The sequence below is a fragment of the Paenibacillus sp. WLX1005 genome, assembly GCF_046603685.1.
Taxonomy (GTDB): Bacteria; Bacillota; Bacilli; order Paenibacillales; family Paenibacillaceae; genus Saccharibacillus.
The window spans coordinates 5,277,261-5,299,085 of sequence record NZ_CP176756.1; the positions used below are offsets into that span (position 1 = coordinate 5,277,261).

General features: G+C 48.7%; 22 protein-coding genes and 2 riboswitches. Of the genes, 7 read left to right on the top strand and 15 right to left on the bottom strand.

Annotated features, from left to right (window positions below):
* Positions 1-186: 186 nt before the first annotated feature.
* The 4 genes from ACE3MZ_RS22580 to ACE3MZ_RS22595 form a co-directional block, all read right to left on the bottom strand.
* Entirely contained in the window at positions 187-765 is a 579-nt protein-coding gene (locus tag ACE3MZ_RS22580) for a GNAT family N-acetyltransferase (RefSeq protein ID WP_411344313.1), read from the bottom strand.
* A 67-nt stretch (positions 766-832) separates the two neighbouring features.
* On the bottom strand, positions 833-1,156 hold the full coding sequence (locus ACE3MZ_RS22585; RefSeq protein WP_411344314.1) for a hypothetical protein: 324 nt from the start codon (positions 1,154-1,156) through the stop codon (positions 833-835).
* 201 nt (positions 1,157-1,357) lie between these two features.
* Entirely contained in the window at positions 1,358-2,059 is a 702-nt protein-coding gene (locus tag ACE3MZ_RS22590; RefSeq protein WP_411344315.1) for an oxidoreductase, read from the bottom strand.
* Between the two features lie 130 nt (positions 2,060-2,189).
* The gene (locus ACE3MZ_RS22595; RefSeq protein WP_411344316.1) at positions 2,190-2,603 is read right to left on the bottom strand and encodes a hypothetical protein; all 414 of its coding nucleotides are present in this window, start codon (positions 2,601-2,603) and stop codon (positions 2,190-2,192) included.
* 121 nt (positions 2,604-2,724) lie between these two features.
* A riboswitch (cyclic di-AMP (ydaO/yuaA leader) is annotated at positions 2,725-2,933 on the bottom strand.
* Between the two features lie 368 nt (positions 2,934-3,301).
* Between ACE3MZ_RS22595 and ACE3MZ_RS22600 the strand changes: the two genes are divergently transcribed.
* The 3 genes from ACE3MZ_RS22600 (at position 3,302) to ACE3MZ_RS22610 (ending at position 5,657) form a co-directional block, all read left to right on the top strand.
* Positions 3,302-3,787 carry a hypothetical protein gene (locus ACE3MZ_RS22600; protein WP_411344317.1) on the top strand — a complete coding sequence of 162 codons (486 nt, stop codon included), beginning with the start codon at positions 3,302-3,304 and terminating at the stop codon, positions 3,785-3,787.
* Between the two features lie 113 nt (positions 3,788-3,900).
* Positions 3,901-4,557, top strand: a complete 657-nt coding sequence (locus ACE3MZ_RS22605) for a universal stress protein (protein WP_411344318.1) — start codon at positions 3,901-3,903, stop codon at positions 4,555-4,557.
* Between the two features lie 197 nt (positions 4,558-4,754).
* Entirely contained in the window at positions 4,755-5,657 is a 903-nt protein-coding gene (locus ACE3MZ_RS22610) for a DMT family transporter (protein ID WP_411344319.1), read from the top strand.
* A 366-nt stretch (positions 5,658-6,023) separates the two neighbouring features.
* Here the strand turns inward: ACE3MZ_RS22610 and ACE3MZ_RS22615 are convergent, their stop codons facing one another.
* Together ACE3MZ_RS22615 and ACE3MZ_RS22620 are read right to left on the bottom strand one after the other, a co-directional pair.
* On the bottom strand, positions 6,024-6,404 hold the full coding sequence (locus ACE3MZ_RS22615) for a hypothetical protein (RefSeq protein ID WP_411344320.1): 381 nt from the start codon (positions 6,402-6,404) through the stop codon (positions 6,024-6,026).
* A gap of 89 nt (positions 6,405-6,493) precedes the next feature.
* Entirely contained in the window at positions 6,494-8,080 is a 1,587-nt protein-coding gene (locus ACE3MZ_RS22620; protein WP_411344321.1) for a DUF4153 domain-containing protein, read from the bottom strand.
* A 247-nt stretch (positions 8,081-8,327) separates the two neighbouring features.
* Here ACE3MZ_RS22620 and ACE3MZ_RS22625 point away from each other — a divergent pair, with 247 nt between their 5' ends.
* Entirely contained in the window at positions 8,328-10,061 is a 1,734-nt protein-coding gene (locus tag ACE3MZ_RS22625) for an ABC transporter substrate-binding protein (protein ID WP_411344322.1), read from the top strand.
* Between the two features lie 137 nt (positions 10,062-10,198).
* On the opposite strand, the gene ACE3MZ_RS22630 is transcribed toward ACE3MZ_RS22625, so the two are convergent.
* From ACE3MZ_RS22630 to ACE3MZ_RS22670, 9 genes are all read right to left on the bottom strand, one after another.
* Positions 10,199-11,203, bottom strand: a complete 1,005-nt coding sequence (locus ACE3MZ_RS22630) for an asparaginase (protein ID WP_411344323.1) — start codon at positions 11,201-11,203, stop codon at positions 10,199-10,201.
* Between the two features lie 124 nt (positions 11,204-11,327).
* Positions 11,328-11,543, bottom strand: coding sequence for a hypothetical protein (locus ACE3MZ_RS22635; protein ID WP_411344324.1), 216 nt, complete (start codon positions 11,541-11,543; stop codon positions 11,328-11,330).
* 84 nt (positions 11,544-11,627) lie between these two features.
* Positions 11,628-12,986 carry a nucleobase:cation symporter-2 family protein gene (locus tag ACE3MZ_RS22640; protein WP_411344325.1) on the bottom strand — a complete coding sequence of 453 codons (1,359 nt, stop codon included), beginning with the start codon at positions 12,984-12,986 and terminating at the stop codon, positions 11,628-11,630.
* Positions 12,987-13,328: 342 nt separating this feature from the next.
* Positions 13,329-13,934 (bottom strand): xanthine phosphoribosyltransferase, encoded by a 606-nt coding sequence (locus ACE3MZ_RS22645; RefSeq protein WP_411344326.1) that lies wholly within the window; start codon positions 13,932-13,934, stop codon positions 13,329-13,331.
* A gap of 186 nt (positions 13,935-14,120) precedes the next feature.
* Positions 14,121-14,224, bottom strand: a riboswitch (purine riboswitch).
* Positions 14,225-14,536: 312 nt separating this feature from the next.
* Positions 14,537-14,671 (bottom strand): hypothetical protein, encoded by a 135-nt coding sequence (locus ACE3MZ_RS22650; protein ID WP_411344327.1) that lies wholly within the window; start codon positions 14,669-14,671, stop codon positions 14,537-14,539.
* A gap of 361 nt (positions 14,672-15,032) precedes the next feature.
* On the bottom strand, positions 15,033-15,914 hold the full coding sequence (locus ACE3MZ_RS22655; RefSeq protein WP_411344328.1) for a DMT family transporter: 882 nt from the start codon (positions 15,912-15,914) through the stop codon (positions 15,033-15,035).
* Positions 15,915-16,252: 338 nt separating this feature from the next.
* Positions 16,253-17,194, bottom strand: coding sequence for a dihydroorotate dehydrogenase (locus ACE3MZ_RS22660; RefSeq protein ID WP_411344329.1), 942 nt, complete (start codon positions 17,192-17,194; stop codon positions 16,253-16,255).
* Positions 17,175-17,906 (bottom strand): dihydroorotate dehydrogenase electron transfer subunit, encoded by a 732-nt coding sequence (locus ACE3MZ_RS22665; RefSeq protein ID WP_411344330.1) that lies wholly within the window; start codon positions 17,904-17,906, stop codon positions 17,175-17,177. Before ACE3MZ_RS22665 ends, ACE3MZ_RS22660 begins: the two co-directional genes overlap by 20 nt.
* A 159-nt stretch (positions 17,907-18,065) precedes the next feature.
* Entirely contained in the window at positions 18,066-19,106 is a 1,041-nt protein-coding gene (locus ACE3MZ_RS22670; RefSeq protein WP_411344331.1) for a YdcF family protein, read from the bottom strand.
* A 242-nt stretch (positions 19,107-19,348) separates the two neighbouring features.
* On the opposite strand from ACE3MZ_RS22670, the gene ACE3MZ_RS22675 reads away from it, so the two are divergent.
* The 3 genes from ACE3MZ_RS22675 (at position 19,349) to ACE3MZ_RS22685 (ending at position 21,759) form a co-directional block, all read left to right on the top strand.
* Positions 19,349-19,780, top strand: a complete 432-nt coding sequence (locus tag ACE3MZ_RS22675; RefSeq protein WP_411344332.1) for a YxeA family protein — start codon at positions 19,349-19,351, stop codon at positions 19,778-19,780.
* 231 nt (positions 19,781-20,011) lie between these two features.
* Positions 20,012-20,728: a response regulator transcription factor gene (locus ACE3MZ_RS22680; protein ID WP_411344333.1), complete on the top strand. Its 717-nt coding sequence runs from the start codon at positions 20,012-20,014 to the stop codon at positions 20,726-20,728.
* Positions 20,725-21,759 carry a sensor histidine kinase gene (locus ACE3MZ_RS22685; RefSeq protein ID WP_411344334.1) on the top strand — a complete coding sequence of 345 codons (1,035 nt, stop codon included), beginning with the start codon at positions 20,725-20,727 and terminating at the stop codon, positions 21,757-21,759. Before ACE3MZ_RS22680 ends, ACE3MZ_RS22685 begins: the two co-directional genes overlap by 4 nt.
* Positions 21,760-21,825: the final 66 nt, after the last annotated feature.

Consider the following 21,825-nt stretch of genomic DNA (forward strand, 5'->3'; position numbering starts at 1 on the left):
GAATAGATACACATAACAAAAAGCCCCTCCGGTTTCCAGTGTTGATCTCATTGTGCCATGAGGTCTTTGTTCACTGTCTACCTTGAGGGGATGATACCAGGTGCTGCCTACTTCATCTGCATCACCAGTGAGGCTCTATTACGCACATCTTGTTGCCGCCAGTAAGATCACCAATCATTCAGACGATCAGGCATTGTTGAAGCGATATGCCAGCAATTGATCCTGCTCTGGCGTTTCCAGCGGTTCCTCGTCATATTTATAATTTGTATAATCAGCCAGCAAATGACGCCAGAAACGGCGGGTGTGCATATTGCGCCCGGTCGCATTCGTATGCAGCGCCCAGCTACCTTTGAATTGTTCAAATATATGCGTTGCTGCCTGCTGTGCCAGCCCTTTGCCACGGAACGAACGCATTAGGAAAAACTCATGCAGAAAATACTGCGCCTGCTCCCCATGCGGAATGTATGGTGGTGTAGAGACGAGCGCAAAGCCTGCCGGAATACCATCCACGCGTAACAGAAACGGGAACAAAATGCCGGGGTGCTGCCACCAGATTTTGAACACATCACTTTGCTGTGCCAGCGTTGCGCAGCGATCATCTTCCTCAAATACACCGTAACGGTTCGGTGTACGATCCCAGATTTCCGACATGTCATACAGGTAAAAGGGATACATATTGCAAATAATATGCTTGTCCGCCGCAGGGCAAAGCTCGATCTCCAGCTTATGTTCCGCGACCGGTTTAAGTTCCGGGTTACTATTCATACCAACCTCCTGCTGTTCGGGCATTGCCGCCGCTCGGCGACGTTGCCCTTCATTTTACAGCTCATTCCTACTTCTTCAGTACACCGGCTGCATGACGCAGCGCTGCCATTGCCTGTTTGACAAAGGCGCGATTTTCCGGCTCCCATTCATTCGGATCGTCCATAAACGAATCCTCGATAAAATCCTCCAGCCCACTGGCGATCTTCTTGCGTTCTGCCGGGCTAACATTTCCTTTACCACGCAATGTTTGCACCGCTGTGCGCATGTGACGGCACGATTGCTGCACAAAAGCATAATCGTCCTTGTCCCATGCTTTCGGGTTATCCATATCGTAAAAGGCAATCCATTTCTCAATCTGGGTTGCCGCCTGTTTGTCGTCCAATTGAGGCATGATCCATTCTCCATTTCGCGGCAGCATCCTGCTGCCCATCATCTTAATCTGGCGCGATCATCATTTCGTATTCTTGTACACCGTGCAAGCAGGCTTACCTTGTTGCCTGCCCAATACAGCAAACTACCGAAATATGCACATTCGCCAACCTTTATTGTATCCTCTTTGCCCGATGACGTATAGTATGCGCGAATATCGGATTCAGGAAGTAACCCGCTGCGTTGCGGAACCCGGAACATCTCCCAGCTCATGCAGACGATCGGAGTTGTACACATGTACACCCCGCTTCTCCATGCACGCCATCCGGTATAGCGCCCTCGCTACCTTTTCGGCAGGGATTGCTTTGTACTTGGCTAACGCCCCGCCCATAAGCGGCGACAGCACTTTGGCGAGAGCGGCACCGATGCGCTCGCCAGTACGTAATTCTTGTCGTTCCCCGAGCAATAGTGAGGGACGCGCTGTGGAGAAAGACGGATAATCCAGCCCAACCAGCTTGTGCTCCAACTCACCTTTGATACGGTTATAAAATATCTTGGATGTGCGATCTGCTCCCATCGCGCTCACTAGCAACAGCTGGGTTGCGCCTTGCCGCTTCGCCAGTTCTGCTACGCGCAGCGGATACGTCACATCGATCCGGTACATATTGTCCTGTGTACCGGCTTGTTTGATCGTAGTACCTAGACAGCAGTACACATCATCAGCAACCAGGTCGTCCAGATGGTCGTCCAGCCGCTCGTAATCTACGAGGATCTGGGTAATGCGGGGCGTGTTGTCCCATTCCGGCACACGTTTGCGCACCAGAACGACGATTTGCCGATATTCCGGCGCGTCCAGCAGTATAGAAGTTAGCGCGCTGCCTACCAATCCGGTTGCTCCAGCAATGAGTGCTACTTTGTCCGTCATACGATCATCTCCAAACTTCATAAGTGTAAGTATGTACCGCCTGCTACCGATAAGAACGGCATGCAGCGGCATGATGGTGGATTCTTTATCATTATACCCGCTTCTAGTGGAGATGAGCCTGTGCGCCCTGTCACAACAAAAAGGCGACACTGCCGCCATTCGTATGGACAATATGATCCGCGCCCAGACCTTTGTAAATCATGCGTGAATTGCTACTTTCGGTAATGACATAGATCGGATCGCTCGTCCATGAACGGCACATCTGGATATAACGGCAGCACAGGGGCAAGCTCCGTTCAAACAGATATACTTTACCGACCGTCATCTGCGGCAAACACCACTCATCCTGACGCTGAGTATCCAGCAGCAGCACATGATGGATGCCCATCCGTTCCATTTTAACTTTCTCACTATAGCTGTTCACGATCGCGGCAAAATCAATACCTTTTACTTTGAGCAGCTGCATAAACTGCTCTCCTGCCCGCGTCGCCGGAGATACCAGCACATAGGGCCTTGGTAACTCCGATTCCTGCTCCAACTCCATCTCTTTTCTCCTCCAATGTGTGAAGGCAAACAAAAAAGAAGCGCACAAGAGGTACCCTCGCCGCTTCTCAGGCATTCCGAACAGCACACACCTGTGTCCTACCGGATGTCATGATCATTGTCGCCTCTCTTAATTCAGCTTACGAGGTTAGCTGACGGATTCGGGAGTAAGAGTCTCCCTACGGATTCGATGCTGTTATACATAACAGGCATCTTTGTTCCGATTCACCCCTGAAAAGCACCTACTGGCACTTCTCGCTGGTTCCCCCGCTCTCCGCACGAATCTGCCCGGATGGCAGTACAGCGTACAGACATTCAGCTGGTAACAGCATACGAATATCATCGTATGCCGAAATTTATGAACTCGAGACGAATCATACTCCCGTCCACGATCAAAGTAAAGGCAGACGGAATGCGGTTTTGTGCCAATTTGATGGTTTAGGCACATGATGCAATGACTTTTCTCTCGTATTCGCCTGCTTACGCCATATTATTTCATTTTCCTGCAATTTTGTGAAAAGAACAGAAAAACGGAGCATTATGATGATGCGGCTATGAATCGCTAGGATGAATCCGATTACATGAGCATCTTCCATCCCAAATCGGCAGGGATCACGGTTAGATTTCGTTTACGCTATCACGGATATGCCCTATGATGGCTCACAACGAAACCTTACATTACAAGGAGTGTATGTAAAAATGATCATGACTGCTGTTCCGCTGGTTGAAAATCTCGTCCGTTCCCATTGTTCTGTTGTTGATACTGCGCGTATTCGGCATATGGAGCTGTTTGTGTATGATCATCAACGGCTGGCATTGCCGGATCATTGCGAATTTCTGCATTGCGGATTGCTGCGTGTCTGCGGAAATGGTGTAGCAGGCTGGGCGGAATTTGAATTTTCCGACGGTACGACCCATCTTGATCTGGTGAAATGGGCATCTGTCTTCACTCGGTTAAAAGGACAGACGAGCTTGCAGGCGATACAGTATATTCAGCAGCATGAGTCGCAATGGGGCTTCACCCGTACGCATCTGGCAGGCGAAGCACTGGTAGACTGGCATAAAAGTCTGCTTGGTACTGCAAATGCTGAAAAGAGTAGCTTGGATGCGGGTAGCGTAGCGTCTTCTTTACCAGTGGAACGAAATTTTTTGAATCATTATTGCAGCGCATATTATTCTTTTTAGTCTGTGGTGGTTAAGTGTCTGTATAGGCGTGAACAAACGGCTTGTTAGCCGCTTTGGGTCACAGAGGTCCGATATATGACAATTGATACTTATATAAAGGGGCGTTACAGGTCATGCACGAAGAAAAGATCATGGTCGGTGTACATTACAATCTGAATGGTGAACGGCTGATCCGGCGCGGTATCCGGCTTGCCCAGCTGCTTCAGGCACCACTGATCGTACTGAGTATACTGGATGAACCCGTGAGCGAATTGGATATGGACGACCAGAATTATTACAACAGCTGGAAAAAACTGACCGAAGAAGCCGGGGGCAACTTTATGGTCGTTCAGCGCGAAGGACGCGATCTCTCAGAAGCGATTGCGACGGCAGCACACCGCAGTCAAGTCACCCAGCTCATTATCGGGCAATCGGTTCGTTCCTTCTGGGAAGAAATGACCGGGAGTTCGCTAATTAACGATCTGCTGGAGCAGCTGGGGGCAATCGATCTACATATCGTTGCGGTACAGCGAATGAAAGCCAATCTGGAAGAGACGCACGAGGATGGAGTCGAGGTAGACGTGATTCATACGCCGAAGGGCTACCAGATTCGCTACGAAACCGATAAGCCGATTGTGGCGGAAGGTGTCTTTTTCAAAAAGATGCATACGGATTTTGAAAATGGATTATTAAAGTTGCATATTGATGGGGAGTATCAGTATTTGAAGGTGTCAAAAGGGACGCTGGTGGATGCCGAACCACTGGAGCGAATGTTGGATATGCAGGATTAAGATGTCTTCTTCTGAGTACTTGAGTATGGATATTGAATATCAAATGATTCCAAGAAACAGCCGAGTGAGATTCGCATCTGTATCTCCGGCTGTTTCTTGGATTGCCCTTTCCATGCAAAAAGCGTATGATGTAACGTGCTGACTGACATCATATGGTAGCTTTTACGCGTTTGCGGATGGAAAGGAAGGGAAGCACGTTGAACACATTAACACCAATGAAACGGGTGGCGCTGATTGCGTCGCTGGTCTTTTTATGGGGGATTTCTTGGTCGATTTATAAAGTAGCGCTTGCCTATACACCGCCGGTGCTGTTTGCCGGACTTCGTACGCTGATTGGCGGATTGCTGCTGATCATCATTATGTTGCCGCGCAGACGGCTGATCCGCTGGAAGCAAAACTGGCGTGCTTATGCCATTTCGGGCTTGTTAAATGTGGCGTTATTTTATGGATTACAAACGGTGGGACTGATGTATCTGCCATCCGGATTGTTCTCGGTGCTTGTCTATTTGCAGCCCGTACTCGTCGGACTATTTGCTTGGATGTGGCTCGGTGAATCCATGTCATGGCGCAAAGTCATTGGCTTGCTGCTAGGTTTCGCCGGGGTGATCTCGGTGAGTGCAGGCGGCTTCTCCGGTCATGTCGCTGTCGTTGGCGTTGTGCTAGCTCTTGTCACAGCATTAAGCTGGGCGCTGGGTACTGTATTTATCAAAAAAGCCAATCAGACAACCGATGCACTTTGGATGGTCGCCTTCCAATGTACATTAGGTGGTGCGTTACTAACTGCCGCTGGTTCTGTTACAGAAAACTGGTCGGATATTACGTGGAATGCACCGTATTGGTTCGGGCTGATCTTTGGTATTATTTTCGGGATTGCGCTGTCGTGGATGATCTACTTCACACTGGTTGGTGCAGGTGATGCGAGCAAGGTCGCTTCGTACACCTTCCTTGTGCCGCTGTTGTCGGTATTCATCGGTACATTGTTGCTGCACGAGCCATTCACTTGGTTCCTGCTGCTCGGTCTGGTGTTGATCGGAGTGAGCATCTATCTGGTCAACCGCAAGCCGCGTCGTACATCCGTGCTGGCAGGCGTTGATAGGTAAGGATCGGGATGGATGTTCATACAATGATGATTAGCGCTGCAAGGTATGGTGGATACGATGTACTCAATACAATGTGCCAAATACGATAGGCGCTACACAGTTGAACATAAACAGCTTATTCGTCTGATGATGAATAAGCTGTTTTTTGTATTTTCAGTTGAGTATGTCAAATGCGTGATCCTTTGTGTTGTATTCCGTGTACGATGTTGTTTTCTGTTTTCTTGTATTACTGCTTCTTTTGATCGTTTTTTCTCTTTCTTCTATATAAAAGAATTTACCAAACACGTCACATATCATGCGTCGATTCTATAGACATTATCCTATGAAAAACTTCTACTTCCAAAATGATGACCTTACTATCGAATCTCAAATCACTTCGTACCGATCCGGCTGTGAAGCGCCGCTAGTTAATCCCGGTACATAGCCGTCTTCTAGCACCGTAATAACTGCAAGTTCACATCCATGCCAGAGCAGAAAACTAGCACCCGGTTCTAGCAAGGCAAATGCAGCCTGTTGCAGCAAGCGCATCTCTCCATACGTATTCCACGACTGCTCCACTATTCCGGTTATACGCAGCTGAATATCCCACGCATGCAGCTGCTCGTCCTCGTCCCTACGCTCTATCGATTCGGCTGCAATCTGAACGCGGTCGGTCACCATCTCGCCTTCTACTGCATAAAACCATTGCCTGTGCGGCAATTGCGCAGGGTCAATATTCCATTCAATCCATACTGGAATAGGGTTCATTGTAATCTCCTCCTTGATCTAGTAAGACTTTGTACAGATTGGTGTAGATTTCTGTAGATGGATATAGATAAGACGATATAGCGATCCATTTATAACGGACGATCCAAACGTAACTGTTGAATCGCACGATGCGTTTCCCAATTGTATTCCTGCCAACTGGCATGGCGAGTTACTACATATTCGTTATCCGTATGCAGTCGCTTCCGTAGCTCCGGCAATTGATGTTCATAGCTAAAGCGCAATAGCATCGGAATTGCCGCCGGTGATAGTGTCAGCAGATATTCCTGATCCAGCTCTCCGATCTGCTCATACCGCTGTATATTGCGTTCGGCAATAATGCGATCCATGCCGATGTAATTGACCAGCACATAAGAGATCAGACCGAATACGATGTAGCAGTGAATAAGCGGCAAGCGCGACATATAAATACGCAGCCCTGCCAATACGAGCAATACGCCTAGAAACAGCATGAACGCATGCACCAGAAAACGAATAACCGTATATCCATATGCCTGCTCATACATCAGCAATCGCATAAACGCTGAACACAACATGACTGCCGAGCAAACAACCAGAATGAGCAGCAGAAATTGATTCAGCCTGTGTAAGCCCACTCCTGCTTTGCCGCTGCCATATAATGCCGACAATAAGATCACAAAGTTCAATCCCGTCACCAGCACCAGCTCGCCAAAGCCACTACGTGCATATTCCGCATACGTACTTCCATCTGGCAAATACCCCTGTCCAGCACCAAACAGATAGGAAAACTGCAAACTCACGAATAGCAGATACACCAGATTGATCACCACAAGCACTGTTGCCAGCATAATCGGATCCAGTCGCGGCATAACCAAAGGCGGATAGGCAGCATTCGGCTTGTCTATCTGCCAGTCATGAGCTGGTGACGCAGACGGAATTGTAGCGCCTGCTGCTGAATCGGAAGCTGGCTGATCTGCAACTAGCGAGCTGCTCAGCGATTGACGACGATACGGTTGAATAAATCCCCATACATACGCGAACAGGATAAAGCCCATCATCACGATCCATACCAAACGCAAAGTTCCTTCGGTAAACGAAAGACGGGGCAACCAATCCGGCACATGAATCAGCATCTGTTGAAACATACCATCCGCTGAAGACAGCAGCCCGATAATAATAATTAACAGCGGCAGGGCACACAGCAATCCAAGCAGAATTTTACCTGCTAGCCGCTTATGCTGTTGCTGCATCCGCCCTGCCGCCTTCCGGTATAACATACGTAGCGGTGTTGGTAAATGAGCTGGCAATTGCAGCAGCACATGCTCCAGTGCCGCATAGACAATGTACATCCGCGCCCAATTGGGACGACGGTAACTGAGCATATACGCCATATGCAGACTAATCAGCCCCGGGACAACTAGCATATTCAGCACATAAAAAAATCCATTGGCAAACCATCCATACGTTAACGACAGCAGGATAATCACCGTAGTAAACAACCGGCTAAACCATGAACCTCGCCGTAAGCAATCGCCAGCATAGATGTACATATACAAGTAAAATAAAATCACAAACATCGGGTACGATATGCCATACGTATGATCGTAAAACAAATACTGATGAATCGCCGCCAGCGCAAACGCCGTACCTAGTACAATGCTCGCACGCTGTGGCGTCACGATCAGCTTTTCATACATCGGTAGAACCCCCCTCTGAAGAACGCATTCAGCCGTTCTGGAATCCGGCAATATCATAGATGGCTGCATGACAGACGCGCAAGTGACCATCGTGCCGGTACAAGTTACATTGTAGATGTTAAAATAAGAAAATAAATAGAAGAAACCCAATCGTAAATTTCGTATTTTATATCATATTGCGGCTCGTAGACTTTTCATAAGTAGTTATGTGGGAATATAGTAGTTGCCTCGGAAAGGAGTGATACAGATGAAGCTGCATCGGCAGTTTTTGCTGCTGCATTCGCGGTATGGAGAGCAGCAGATCAATCAGGTGACGCTGGATGAAGTGGCGGAGGTGCTGGATTGTACGCATCGCAATGCGCTGAATATTATCGGGCGGATGCGGCAGCAAGGATGGATAGACTGGCAATCGCAACGTGGACGCGGAAAGCGTTCGCTACTGACATTTGCCGTACCACCAGAACAGATTGCATTGGAGTCGATGATGCACACGATCCGGCGCGGCGATATTCGCACGAGTATTGAGCAGATTCGCCAGCAAGCGCGGTCGCCAGAGCTGGATGGGCAATTGCAGGAATGGCTACTATCGTACTTCGGTGCGCATTCGGAGATGCAGCAGGATCGGCAGATTGACCGACTGCGTCTGCCGATTCGTCAGCAGATTCATACGGTCGATCCACTGTATATGAATTTGCTAGCAGAATCATTTGTATGCAGTCATATTTTTGATGGATTGGTGCGTAAGGACAATAGCACTGGCGTTATCGTGCCGCATCTGGCTCATGCGTGGGAAGTGGATGAATTACGGACGGGTTGGACGTTTTATCTGCGTAAGGATGTACTGTTTCATCATGGGCAGACGCTGACGGCAGATGATGTGGTGTATACATTTCAGCGGCTGATGAACAGCGCGCAGCCTTCGCTGTATCGGTTTATTTTTCGGCAATTGGAGCGTGTGCAGGCGCTGCATGATGCTGCTGTACATATTCAGTTGCGCCAGCCGAATGAGTTATTTTTACCGTTTCTGTGTACCAGTCGGGCAGGAATCGTACCGCAAGGATTGAATCGGCGACCGGAAATGGAGTTCGGGCTGCGTCCGAGTGGAACGGGACCTTTTCGGCTGGTGGAGCGTGAGGATAATGTGGTGATGCTGGAAGCGTTCAAGCCTTATTTTCAAGGTAGACCGCATCTGGATCGGGTAGAGATTGTGCATATTCCATGGCGGACGCGGCGATTGGAGGACGATGCTGATGGAGTGGGTGATCCTGTATCGCCATTTCAGGTGATTCCGAATCCGGCTGCTGCCTCTCATCCTGATACATGGAGCCAGCTCCCTTCGCCGGTATCTGTACGCAAGTTTGTGACATTCAATACGGAAAAGGATGGGCTGCTGCAACAGCCGGATGTACGACGGCATATTTGTGAGTGCTTGCAGTCTTTTGCCGAGGACGATGTGGCAGACCATCATATAGTTACAGTGGATAGTAGGACAGTACCAGCACATGCTGAAGCTGCTTCCTGCTTACGTATCCTGACGATTCCGCAGTATCGGCGCGATGCGAATCGCATTGCCGATCGACTTCGCCATGCGGGATATGATTGCGATGTACGTTCGGTGCCAGTGGAACATTTCAAAGGGGATGTGCGGCTGGAATCCGATCTAATTCTGTTCTCGCTCATTCGCGATCAGGATGAGCAACTGCGATTGTACGATCTGTACCAGACGTTGTCTGGTCATGTGGAGCGCCATACACAGATCGATATTGAGCATCGCTTGCAGGATATCCAGCGGCAACCCGATCCGCAGCGACGAATGGAGCTGTTTGCACATATTCAGCAGCGCTTGGTTAGCGGGTATCAGCTGCATGTATTGTACGAAAAGCCAGTGCAAACCGCTTATCTACCTACGGTGCGCGGTATTACATTTAACAGTCAGGGCTGGGTTGATTTGCGCCATATCTGGTTTCCACCGCAGCTGTAGCTTGCACATGCTTATTAGCTCCTATGAGATACACGCATGCACATGGATACGATGCAATGTAAAAAGAAGAACTCCCTATTGCGGAGTTCTCCTTTTGATGTGGATGATATTAGCTAATATGAATGTCAGCTATCGCGTTACTTGCGTTCTGGCAATGTAATTTCGTCTACATAATTGGTTGCCATCATACGTGCGACCTGTTCTGGATCATCTGACTGACCGAGTACCCACATCATCTTGGTGGTGAGCGCTTCGGTTGTCATATCGTAGCAAGGAATGACGCCTTTTTCCAATGCGCGCTGACCGACTTCATAGATAGTCAGATCGCCGCCTTCGTACAGACATTGGGTAGTGACGACGATGCTAACCCCTTTTTGTACCAATTCTTCAATCTTGTCGATCAGGTTGATCTCTTTGAAAGGCACACCGCCCATGCCGAAGCCTTCGACAATCATACCGCGATACCCCAGCTGATGCACCGCGTCAAAAATATCAGGGCGCATCCCCGGAATCAGCTTGATCAGAAATACATCTGGTGAATAATGATCATTGTACTCATGTACCGGCGGATGAGACGCCTCAGGAATGTCATTGTATTGGATATGATCATCTTCCAAGTATCCAATATACGGGTGATTGATGCTCTCGAACGCATCATAGCTTTTCGTTTTGACTTTGGAAGCACGGGCGCCGTTAATAATTTTGCCATTAAACACGACGAATACGCCAGTCAATTCGCTGGATGCTGTGCGGAACGCATCCTTGATATTTTTACGAGAATCGCTGTATTCCGCTAATACCGACACCTGCGAACCGGTAATTACGACCGGCTTGTTCAGCTTGCCCAGCATAAAGCTCAGTGCGGACGCCGTATACGCCATCGTATCGGTTCCGTGCGCAATCACAATGCCGTCATACGCTGGTAGCTGCTCATGCACGGTGTGGGCAATGGTGACCCACTCTTCCGGCTGAATATTGGTGCTATCGACACTCATCAGATTCATCGCTGCAATATGACAGATATCCTTCAATTCCGGTACAGCTGCCACTACATTTTCCGCGGATTGTGTTGGCGTCAAACCATGACCTTCCGCCGATGAAGAAATCGTACCGCCTGTGTTGATAAACAAAATATTTTTCATTGCCCGCTTCCCTCCGTATCGTATACCTGACAAGAACTAAATTTAACACTTTTACGTGGTGGTGTAAATTGATATATGTCAATTGATATACGAAAACTTCGGTAGAAGATGGGAACTATCTTTTCTACACAATATCCGAATGCTGCAACTGCAAACATTCATCCAAACGGCGCTTCTGGTGCAGGTGGTGACGGTAATGCATCTCCGCCAGCATAAACCATTCCGCAGCCGTAAGATCGCCAAGTCGCGGATGTTTTGCCGTGTAATGCGAAGGGATATGCTCCACCTGCGCCGCCAACGATTGTACCTGACTACGTATCTGCTGCAAACCGTTGTACAATAGTTAAGCCCCTGTACGATATACAGGGGCTTTTCAATATAATGATACACGGCACGACAATCATGCCTCAGAGCAGAAGCAGAATTACCGCGTACCTGTAGAAGTCTCTACGCCAGAACCAGCATTCACACCCAAACCGACTACCGGCTTCTCTTCCGGTTGTTCTTCTTCCACCGTCCGTTGATCCGACAACAGCAGATTCAATACTACCGCTGCAATCGAGCCAGTGACGATACCATTTTGCAGCAATGGTTGTAGGAAGCTTGGCATTTGACCGAAAATAGCTGGCAATACCGCTGAACCAACACCGATCGCAATGCTGCACGCTACGATCATCAGATTGCGATCATTGCGCAGATTCACTTCTGCCAGAATCGACATCCCGGATGCCGCGACCGAACCGAACATCACGACCATTGCTCCGCCCAGTACCGCGCTTGGAATGACTGTTGTCAGCGCCGCCAGCTTCGGCAGCAGTCCGAGGACGACCATAATACCGCCCGCTGCGAAGATCACGTTACGCGTTTTGACTTTGGTTAATGAGATCAGACCGACATTTTGCGAGAATGCTGTATAAGGAAACGCATTGAAAATACCACCCAGCATAATCGCCAGACCTTCCGAGCGCAGACCGTTCACGATGCGGCGCTGCTCTACCTTTTGCTCGGTTGCTTTGCCGACAGCGATATACACGCCTGTCGATTCCACCATGCTCACGATGTTGACGATGATCATCGTCGCAATCGCTATCCAGCTAAACTGCGGGGTGCCAAAATAAAACGGCTGTGCTACACGCAACCACGATGCTTCACCTACAGAAGCAAAGCTGACCATGCCCATCGCAGAAGCCAACAACGTACCCGCTACCAGACCAACCAGTACCGAGATTGAACGTAGAAATCCAGTGGCAAACCGGTTGACTAGCAAAATCACGACCAATGTTACGAGCGCCAGCAGCAGATTATGCAATGTGCCAAAGTCAGCGCTGCCTTGTCCACCAGCTACATTGTTCATCGCTACCGGAATCAATGACAGACCGATGATCGTTACGACGGAGCCTGTTACGATTTTCGGGAAAAAGCGCAGCAGCTTACCATACAATGGCGCAGCGAGCACGACGAATATCCCGGAAATAATAATCGCTCCATAGGCGGTCGGCAGATTGCTCGTCGACGCAATCGCAATGATCGGACCCACCGCTGTAAAGGTACAACCGAGTACAACCGGCAAGCCGCTACCAAAATACCGAGTGCTGAGCACCTGCAACAATGTTGCCAGACCGCATGTGAACATGTCTGCCGCGATCAGATACGCCAGCTGCTCCGGCGTCAGATGCAGCGCATTCCCGATAATCAGCGGCACTGCAATTGCTCCGGCGTACATTGCCATCACATGCTGCAATCCTAGCGACAAAACTTTACCCCTGTTCATTCTGTTTTCCATAGAACTGGACCCCTTTTTCGTAAACTTAAAGTATGGTACTTCAGTTGTTTCGTTCGGCTACGCTGTGTAAGTACGACTATCGTAGCTTCAAAATTACATGATGTAATTCATTTTGCGATCAATTTCATATGAAGCATGATTTTTATGTCTATTTTTGTGCATTGAAATATTATTGTGTTAATAAATATGACATATACAGAACGAAATATTCTCTTTTTCCTATTTGTGAACGAATAGTCACATCGCCAATCCGTATTCGTAACGTAAGAATCGATATTTGTAATTCCCACACAAACGAAACGATCCAGCACGAATCCTCCTTAGCAGTAGCGAGATTCGTTGCTATGCCTTCAACGTTGCCGGAAGAAGCGGCTGCTCCTCGATAAACTCCACATGTCCCGGTGACATTACCGAGATGCGTGCCAGCGATTGTACCGGAATTTGCCGCTCTTCCAGCAATCCGCGCCCTTCCTGAAACGTCTTCTCGATCACACAGCCTACACCGACCAGATGCGCACCCGCCTGCTGGACAATATCTGCTAATCCAACCAGCGCTGCACCAGTTGCCAGAAAATCATCCACGATCAACACTCGCTCGCCGGGCTGCAAGTAATCCTGCACAATGCTCACCTGATACGTCTCACCACGCGTAAACGAATGAACAGATGCCGCATAGACACGGTCGCCTTGAGTAATCGCCTTTTTCTTCTTGGCGTAAACGAATGGCACCTTCAGCGCAATGCCCGTTGCCATAGCGAACTGAATACCGCTTGCTTCGATTGTTAGCACTTTGGTAATCTGCTCGTGTGCAAACAATCTGGCAAACTCCTGCCCGATGTCCAGCGCCAGCTGCGTGTCCACCTGATGATTCAAAAACGAGTCTACTTTGAGCACACGGTCGGACAGGATATTGCCCTCTGCCTGTATGCGCTGTTCTAATACTTTCATATTCTATCTCTCCTCCGATTGGTATGCGGGGAAGACCTGTCGTTTCCAAGTGAAAACATGCCGTAAAAACAAAAAAGACAGGTCACCTGAGTATACTCAAGTGAAGCCTGTCTGTAGGATTGTTCCAATACAGAATGCCACCGATGGCATTCCCAACTGCTGCCGTACACAAATACAACGGCAGCAGTTAGCACGTTCTTCACTCATAGTCGGACAATTGCAGTGGTCGTCCGGTAGAAACTCCTGGGCCTTATTCCCAATATTATATGAGTGTCACGACAGCATAATGCCGGATAGATTGTCCGGTGGCAGCATATCGCTTTTATGAAATTATATATGTATACTACACGCATTCATGTTAGCTTTCAAGGATAATTTTCATATTTTCATGGATGGGAATGAATAGGATGTGATTGGCATTATATATACGCAATTAAGATATTTTTTTGAGTTTTAGCGTTTCACTTTGGAGGGAAGTTGTGTATACTACATATATAAAGAAAGCCTGTAGTGCGTCAACACTACAGGCTGGATCATAAGATCGGCGGAATGACGCAGCGATCGCTAAGAAAGATTAATTCCCTTGGACCGCCGGAGGTCTCCTAACCTTCATCCCGGCGGTCTTTGTCGTCTGTTGTTCGTTTCCAGATCTCATACAGCTTGTCAGCTCCTACAATCAAGCCAACCAATTTAGCCAGAGTATCCAGAATCTTCAACAACAGCTCCATCAATGACATGGCGTCACCCCCTTTCGGGTTGCGATGCCATATTCATTCCGCCGGTTCTTATTTCTCCGTGGTTGATTATATTATAAAAACACTTTTATAAGTGATACGAATTTTCGAAATGTAAATCAAACTCCGGTTCGTGTACAGGAACTACATGAATCGAAGTTTGATTTTGTTATCGTTTGATCATGAATATATTGCTTATCACTAAATACATTCATCAAGAAAACATATCTTTTTTGTAAAAAACCATCACATCAGTTCCATTCGCCAACGTAATAATCTCTAGCATTTGATAATCTTCGCATGTATAATCCATTTTCATTATGGACTTTGAAATGACGTATAGAAAATCTCTGTATTACAAATCCTATTCCACCGCACGCCGTGAACGCAGCTTGATGCCAATCACCAACCCAACCCCGAGCAGAATGATGAGTAAACCGAGCAGCATGCCTAGCGACAACGGCTCGTCCAGAAACATCCAGCCCCAGACGATGCCGAATACGGGCACCAGAAAGGTCACGCTGACTGTTTTGACCGCGCCTACATTGATGATTAGGCGGAAGTAGAGCAGATAGCCGAGCGAGGTGGATAACAGTGCCAACGCCAGCACCGACCAGATTACCGATACCGATGGCAATTGGGAAGGCAGGAAAAACAATGCTACTGGCAACAGTAACAAGCCTGCCGCCAGCTGTTGTCCAATTGCCAGATTGAGCGGCTGTTCTCCTTGAAAAGCACGTGCCGAATATATGCCGCCAATTCCGTAAAAGACTGCCGCTCCCAGCGACATCACTACCGCCCAGATCGTACCGGTGCTGCCAGCATGTGCATTCCAGCTAACCAGTACAATTACGCCTGTCACACCGAGCAGCAATCCGGCGATTTTCCTTCCAGTCAGCGGCTCCTTGATCCATACATACGCGATGATCGCAGTGAATAGGGGCGTCATCGAATTCAAAATCGCTGCCAGCGATGCATTCATACTCAATTCCGCACCAGCAATCAGGCAAAAGGGAATCGCGGCATTGCAGACGCCGAGGATGAGATACTGCTTCCATTTATGTAACAATTGCGGTCGTTTACGTAACAACAGCGAGTACAGCAGCAATGCTAGTCCAGCGATCAACACACGCAGGTCGATGAGTACGAGTGGACCGAGCACTGGCACCGCAACGCGCATGAACAAGAACGATGCGCCCCACAGTGCGGCTAATAGTACGAGCATGAGGGTATCTTTTGCTTTCATAGTTGTCGCTCCTTATCCGTAAATGCTAATATGTATCGTCTAGTTCCATTATATCGTGTGTACCAAAGGAGTGTCGCCGAAAATCAGGCACTGCATAACAAGCAGGCAGCTATATACACCAAATGAGATCAATACAAAGACAGCGAAGCGCACGGCTCCAAGCCGTATCCACTTCGCTGTCAGGATGTAGAAATTATTCATCTGTTCTGTGTAAGCGCATGATGTGCAGGTGAGTATTTCGTTTAACGATCTAATCTAGTGAATCCTCACTGCAATCTATTTCACCCTACTTCTATTAAACATGGTTTTTAACAATAGGCATATTGATCTCTATATCACTACACGCAGGATATAATTCCCCGAATTTCTTCCAACGAATCTATTCCTTGTCTCCGTAGCCATTGTTCTAGCCCCTGTACCAATGCTTCGCCCGCCCGCAAATGCGTAAAGTTATGTGTGCCAATCTGCACCGCCTGTGCACCTGCCATAATAAATTCAATGATATCCTCTACCGATGTAATCCCGCCCATGCCGATCACCGGAATATGTACTGCCTGTGCCACTTGATGCACCATACGCAGCGCAATCGGTTTAATGGCTGGACCGGATAGCCCTGCATACAGATTGTCAAAGGCACTGCGGCGGCGATGAATATCGATCTTCATCGCCGAAAAGGTGTTGATCAGCGAGACAGCGTCCGCGCCCTCCTGCTCACACATCTGCGCCATGCGCACGATATCTTGTGCATTCGGAGACAGCTTGACCATGAGTGGCAAATGGGTAACGTCCCGCACTGCACGCACAATGGGACATGCCATCTCCGTATCGACGCCGAACTGGATACCGCCCTCTTTGACATTGGGACAGGAAATATTCAGCTCGATCATCTCTATGCCGCGTTTGCCTGTCAGGGTACGCCCCTTGCTATCTTCGCCAATTAGTCTTGCGCCCTCTACATACTCTTCGCAGTTTGCGCCTCCCAGATTGGCGATCACGCAAGGTCCGAGCGCTGCCATCTGTTCCAACTCATGATGCAAAAAATGGGATATGCCCGGATTTTCCAAGCCTACACTGTTCAGCATACCAGCAGCGGTCTCCTGCAATCGACAGCCGCTGTTGCCTGATCGCGGATGCAGCGTCAACCCTTTCCCGGCAATACCGCCAAGCACACTCACATCGTACAGCCGTGCATATTCTTGCCCAAAGCCAAATGTACCGGATGCCATGATGACCGGATTGTTGAGCAATACCGATCCTATTTTACAATGAAGCAAGCTCATGCCATAGCACCTCCTCTACCGGGAAAACTGGTCCTTCCTGGCAAGTACGACGATTGCCAGTCATAGTACGAACTGTGCAGCCGAGACAGGCGCCGATTCCACAAGCCATTCGCTTTTCGATAGAGATATACAATTGCTGGTCGGTACACATATCTGCCAGTGCCTTCAGCATGCCGACCGGTCCGCATGCCATGATGGTATCGTAGCGATCTGGCTGAATCCGCTCCAATATGCTGCGCGTCGTATGACTCAGCACTTGTACTTGCTGCGCAGTTGCCGCCGCTTGACAATAATAGTCCACGGCAAAGGGCTCGCCAGTATACCCAAGAAACACATCTGCATCTCGATAGTTCCGCAATATCGGCAGTAATGGTGCGACGCCCATGCCGCCTCCAACAAGTGCGATCCGTCCGGGCTGTTCCAATGATGGAAATCCATTACCAAACGGACCTTCTAATAGTACTCGCTGTCCTGCATCCAGCTCCGCCAATAACGCTGTCCCTCGTCCATGCACCCGATACAAAAAAGTAATCTCCCGTTCGTTCCGATCATGAATACTAATCGGTCGCGACAATAACCGATAACGATCTCCGCGGTAGCCGTCGTCACAACGCAGCATGTAGAATTGCCCCATCTGTCCAGCATACGTTCCAGCAACGGTCATACGATATATGTCATGACTCAGCCGTTCATTGCTCACAATTTGTCCCATATTCATCCGCCCCCTTTGACCGCCATCTATCATAACAGCCAAGGTGCATCCAGGTTGTAATTCTTCTCACAACAGAAGCGGAAAATAGAGCAAGATTCACTATTTACCCAACAAATATGCTGTTGTCTAGCTTCATTTGCTTGTTATATGTGTACCGAATTACCGAACCAGCCAGTGTACAAAGGCAGGCATAACAACATACAGCCCCAGTACTCCAAGTGCGATCAGCAGCATGATCGTCAAATGAATCCGGCGATGCATAACGAGCACAGCGATGTATTCGCGAATAAACGCACCCGGCAAATAATACGGAGCCGTATGCGTACCAATTCCATCGCCATTGATTCCTGCTACACGCGCATAGATACCGGCACGGAATACGTGAAAATTATTAGTCACAAACACGCAGCTATACGAGCGACCTTGCATGATTTCTTCGATCAGCATGCGCGAGTAGCGCATATTTTGCAACGTATTCGTGGAGCGATCTTCGACAATAATATGGTTGTCAGGAATGTCGTATTCCAGCAAATACAGCCGCATCGCTGCCGCTTCAGATATCAGTTCGTCCGCTCCCTGTCCGCCAGATACGACAATCATCGGTGCTTTGCCCAATTGTTGCTGCTGACGGTACAGCTCAATACCGCCATCGAGTCGGCTGGCAAGCAAAGGCGGCACTCGATCTTTGATCAGCCCGCTACCAAGCACGATCACATAATCGGTCAGATAGCCCGGACGGTGAATATTGTACAGCAGCGACGATACGAGATAGCAGATAACTAGAAAGCCAAAATAAATCATATACAGCTCCAACATCACGACCGGCAATTGCAACCAGCGTACTGGCGGTACGATCAATGTGAGAACTGGCACGACAATAATCCCGATTCCAACTACCGCTGGCAGCAGATTACGCAGCTTCCAGCCTTCTTTGCCCAGCAAAATCCGCCCGTTGTATACTAGTCCGACAGCAACGCCAAGGAGCAGCAATGGTGACATGAGCAGCACGATCAGCAATAGAAAGATACTGGCATATTGCCAGAATCCTTGCAGATTGCTGACGAGGTATAATGCTATACCAAACAGCAATGCCAGCATCCCGCTCGTCAGATACACCCCATTTTGCAGGCGTCTGCGGTCTACTGCATAGCTGATGCCGAATAGCACCAACAGGATGACAGCCAATCCCAGTATATACATTTCCGTTTCTCCCCTATCCCGTATAATCCACCATGATCTCTGTATTGTATCTATGCGGCATCATTTCCGGTGCCGGTTGTTACATGTCTCTTTTATAAAATGTTCTGCTTTCATACTACCACGTCTATGGCACATGTAACCTTACAACAATGTAAGCCACACGTAAGCCAAATCGATCCCGTCTAATCTGCGCTCGCGATATGATGAACTCATCTCAAAAACGTGAAAGGACGTGGATGAAATTGAAAAAATGGATCCTTGCATTATCGTTAGTTGCTGTAGCAGGTGTCGCTGCTTTGAGCGTTGGAATGTATCACCTGTTGTCGGATCAAGATCGTGCCAAATTGAACCCCTTTGTAAAGGAACAATATTCGTATGTGAAGATAGATAATTCCGCCATACCCGCCAATACCAAGGACGACGATATGGTCGAATACACATTACCCGCATGGAGCGAAAACGGAACCGTACAGAACACCACATTTAACGGAATGAAGAAATTGCGTGAAGGCGCCTATATCCAGCTGATAGCCAAAGGCGGCTACGTTAACTCCTACAAGGAAGTCACCGCTGACCAGCTACCTGAAACGATACGCTCCCATTTCACCGAAGATTCTGGCAAAGGTACAGCTACAAGTCCGAGTGATGATACCAACGCCGCTACTCAACAATAGAATGTCAGGTTACACTTGTGTAGCTTGTTCATTGCATGTTATCCCATCTGGAGCTGACTCCAGGTGGGTTTTCTGTGTAATAATAACTGGGATGGTACTAGAAGTATACTGGTACGTGATTGCTTTTCGCTTGCCAATGGAATAGACCTTTATTTCTAATGAGTCACCCCTTATTTCTAATGAGTTACCCTTTATTTCTAAATCGATACTATCCAACAGGAGACGAGAACTATGCAGAAAATCATGATCGTAGAGGATGACCGCAAAATCGCTGGTCTGCTGCAAACTCATATAGAACGTTATGGCTTCGAGGTGATTGTGACGGAGCAGTTTGACCGTGTACTGGAGCAATTTCAACAGATCAAGCCGGATCTGGTGCTGCTGGATGTGAATCTGCCGAGCTATGACGGGTATTACTGGTGCCGCCAGATTCGCAGCCACTCCATCTGCCCAGTGCTGTTCATCTCGGCACGCGCTGGGGAAATGGATCAGATTATGGCGCTGGAAAATGGTGCGGATGACTATATTACCAAGCCGTTCGATTACGGCATTGTGATGGCGAAGATTCGCAGTCAGCTACGCCGCGCCTATGGTGAATACGCTACCCGTCAAGAAGAACGACTTGTACAAAAGCTTGGCTTGACGCTGTATCCCGAACGACTGGAATTAACATATGCTGACCACACTGTTCCGCTGACCAAAAAAGAAGCAGATATTATCGAGAGTCTACTAGAGCGTTATCCACGTGTTGCCAGTCGGGAGGCACTACTGGAAAAGCTATGGGATGACCAGAACTTTGTCGACGAGAATACGCTCAACGTCAACATCACTCGGGTACGCAAAAAATTGCAGGAGCTGGGTCTAGAGCAAGCGGTGGAAACAGTACGCGGAATCGGCTACCGATTGCAGATGGATCATAAACGTGAAACGGGGCGTGACCCGGTATGAGGCTATTTGTCCGCGAACATCGGTTGCTGCTGCTCATGCAGGGTGTCGTGCTGTTTGGCGCGTTAGGCATTTACTGGCTGGATGGGTATCATCATGTACTGCCAGCGCTATATTCAGTCTTTCTCGGGCTGTTTCTGACGGCACTGTATTTGGCATACCAGTATGTCAGTCGGCGGCAATATTATCGTGTACTCAGTCAGCCGTTATCTTCACCAGAGGATATATTGCAGCGCACCGACCAGACTCCGATTGGCGAAGCGCTGCAAACGCTGCTGCGGCATCAGTATCGATATTATCATGAGCAGCTAAACAGCAATCGGCGTGAGCAGCAGGAACATCTGACTTTTATGGATCAGTGGGTACATCAGATGAAGACACCGCTGGCGGTAATTGAATTAACGGTACAGCAGGTGGACGAACCGGAGTTTGCCAGCATTCGCGAGGAATTGGAGCAGATGCGTGCCAACCTGAATATGGTGCTGTATATGGCGCGGCTGCGTAATTTTCAGCAGGATTTTCATATCAAAACGCTATCGCTATCCCGCCTTATTAGCGAAGTAGTGCATGATCACAAGCGCTCCTTTATCCGTAACGGGGTGTATCCAGAGGTGAAGGAACCGGACGGCGAGCTGGTTGTGGAATCGGATGAGAAATGGCTCTTTTTCATGCTATCCCAGATTGTGCTGAATGCGGTCAAATATTCATCCGGTAGCGGGCAAAAGGTACATATCACTTCCTTCGTTCGTGCCGGGCATGCCGTCGTACAGATTCGCGATCATGGCGTCGGCATTCCGTTGGCAGATCGAACGCGGGTATTTGATGCTTTTTTCACCGGAGAAAACGGACGGCATTTCCGTGAATCGACCGGAATGGGGCTGTATTTGACACAGGAAGCAGCGAAGCGGCTGGATCATCAGCTAGAGCTGGAGTCGACACCGGGGGAAGGCACGACGGTGCGTATCGTCTTTCCTTCGTATCAACGGCGTGCAGCTACGAATCTGCAAGAGCCGGATAACCTTACAACAGTGTAAGGTACATGAAAGGCAATTCGATAGTTGTCTGGCTCCCCTCTCTCCTATACTGAGATTATAACGTTC

Coding starts and splice junctions, on each gene's coding strand:
- ACE3MZ_RS22645 (WP_411344326.1), bottom strand. CDS start 13,934: ATGAAAGTATTAGAACAGCGCATACAGGCAGAGGGCAATATCCTGTCC.
- ACE3MZ_RS22655 (WP_411344328.1), bottom strand. CDS start 15,914: ATGAAAGCAAAAGATACCCTCATGCTCGTACTATTAGCCGCACTGTGG.
- ACE3MZ_RS22620 (WP_411344321.1), bottom strand. CDS start 8,080: ATGTATGAAAAGCTGATCGTGACGCCACAGCGTGCGAGCATTGTACTA.
- ACE3MZ_RS22585 (WP_411344314.1), bottom strand. CDS start 1,156: ATGCCTCAATTGGACGACAAACAGGCGGCAACCCAGATTGAGAAATGG.
- ACE3MZ_RS22685 (WP_411344334.1), top strand. CDS start 20,725: ATGAGGCTATTTGTCCGCGAACATCGGTTGCTGCTGCTCATGCAGGGT.
- ACE3MZ_RS22665 (WP_411344330.1), bottom strand. CDS start 17,906: ATGGGACAAATTGTGAGCAATGAACGGCTGAGTCATGACATATATCGT.
- ACE3MZ_RS22600 (WP_411344317.1), top strand. CDS start 3,302: ATGATCATGACTGCTGTTCCGCTGGTTGAAAATCTCGTCCGTTCCCAT.
- ACE3MZ_RS22590 (WP_411344315.1), bottom strand. CDS start 2,059: ATGACGGACAAAGTAGCACTCATTGCTGGAGCAACCGGATTGGTAGGC.
- ACE3MZ_RS22580 (WP_411344313.1), bottom strand. CDS start 765: ATGAATAGTAACCCGGAACTTAAACCGGTCGCGGAACATAAGCTGGAG.
- ACE3MZ_RS22670 (WP_411344331.1), bottom strand. CDS start 19,106: ATGTATATACTGGGATTGGCTGTCATCCTGTTGGTGCTATTCGGCATC.
- ACE3MZ_RS22625 (WP_411344322.1), top strand. CDS start 8,328: ATGAAGCTGCATCGGCAGTTTTTGCTGCTGCATTCGCGGTATGGAGAG.
- ACE3MZ_RS22660 (WP_411344329.1), bottom strand. CDS start 17,194: ATGAGCTTGCTTCATTGTAAAATAGGATCGGTATTGCTCAACAATCCG.
- ACE3MZ_RS22640 (WP_411344325.1), bottom strand. CDS start 12,986: ATGGAAAACAGAATGAACAGGGGTAAAGTTTTGTCGCTAGGATTGCAG.
- ACE3MZ_RS22595 (WP_411344316.1), bottom strand. CDS start 2,603: ATGGAGTTGGAGCAGGAATCGGAGTTACCAAGGCCCTATGTGCTGGTA.
- ACE3MZ_RS22630 (WP_411344323.1), bottom strand. CDS start 11,203: ATGAAAAATATTTTGTTTATCAACACAGGCGGTACGATTTCTTCATCG.
- ACE3MZ_RS22615 (WP_411344320.1), bottom strand. CDS start 6,404: ATGAACCCTATTCCAGTATGGATTGAATGGAATATTGACCCTGCGCAA.
- ACE3MZ_RS22680 (WP_411344333.1), top strand. CDS start 20,012: ATGCAGAAAATCATGATCGTAGAGGATGACCGCAAAATCGCTGGTCTG.
- ACE3MZ_RS22605 (WP_411344318.1), top strand. CDS start 3,901: ATGCACGAAGAAAAGATCATGGTCGGTGTACATTACAATCTGAATGGT.
- ACE3MZ_RS22650 (WP_411344327.1), bottom strand. CDS start 14,671: ATGTCATTGATGGAGCTGTTGTTGAAGATTCTGGATACTCTGGCTAAA.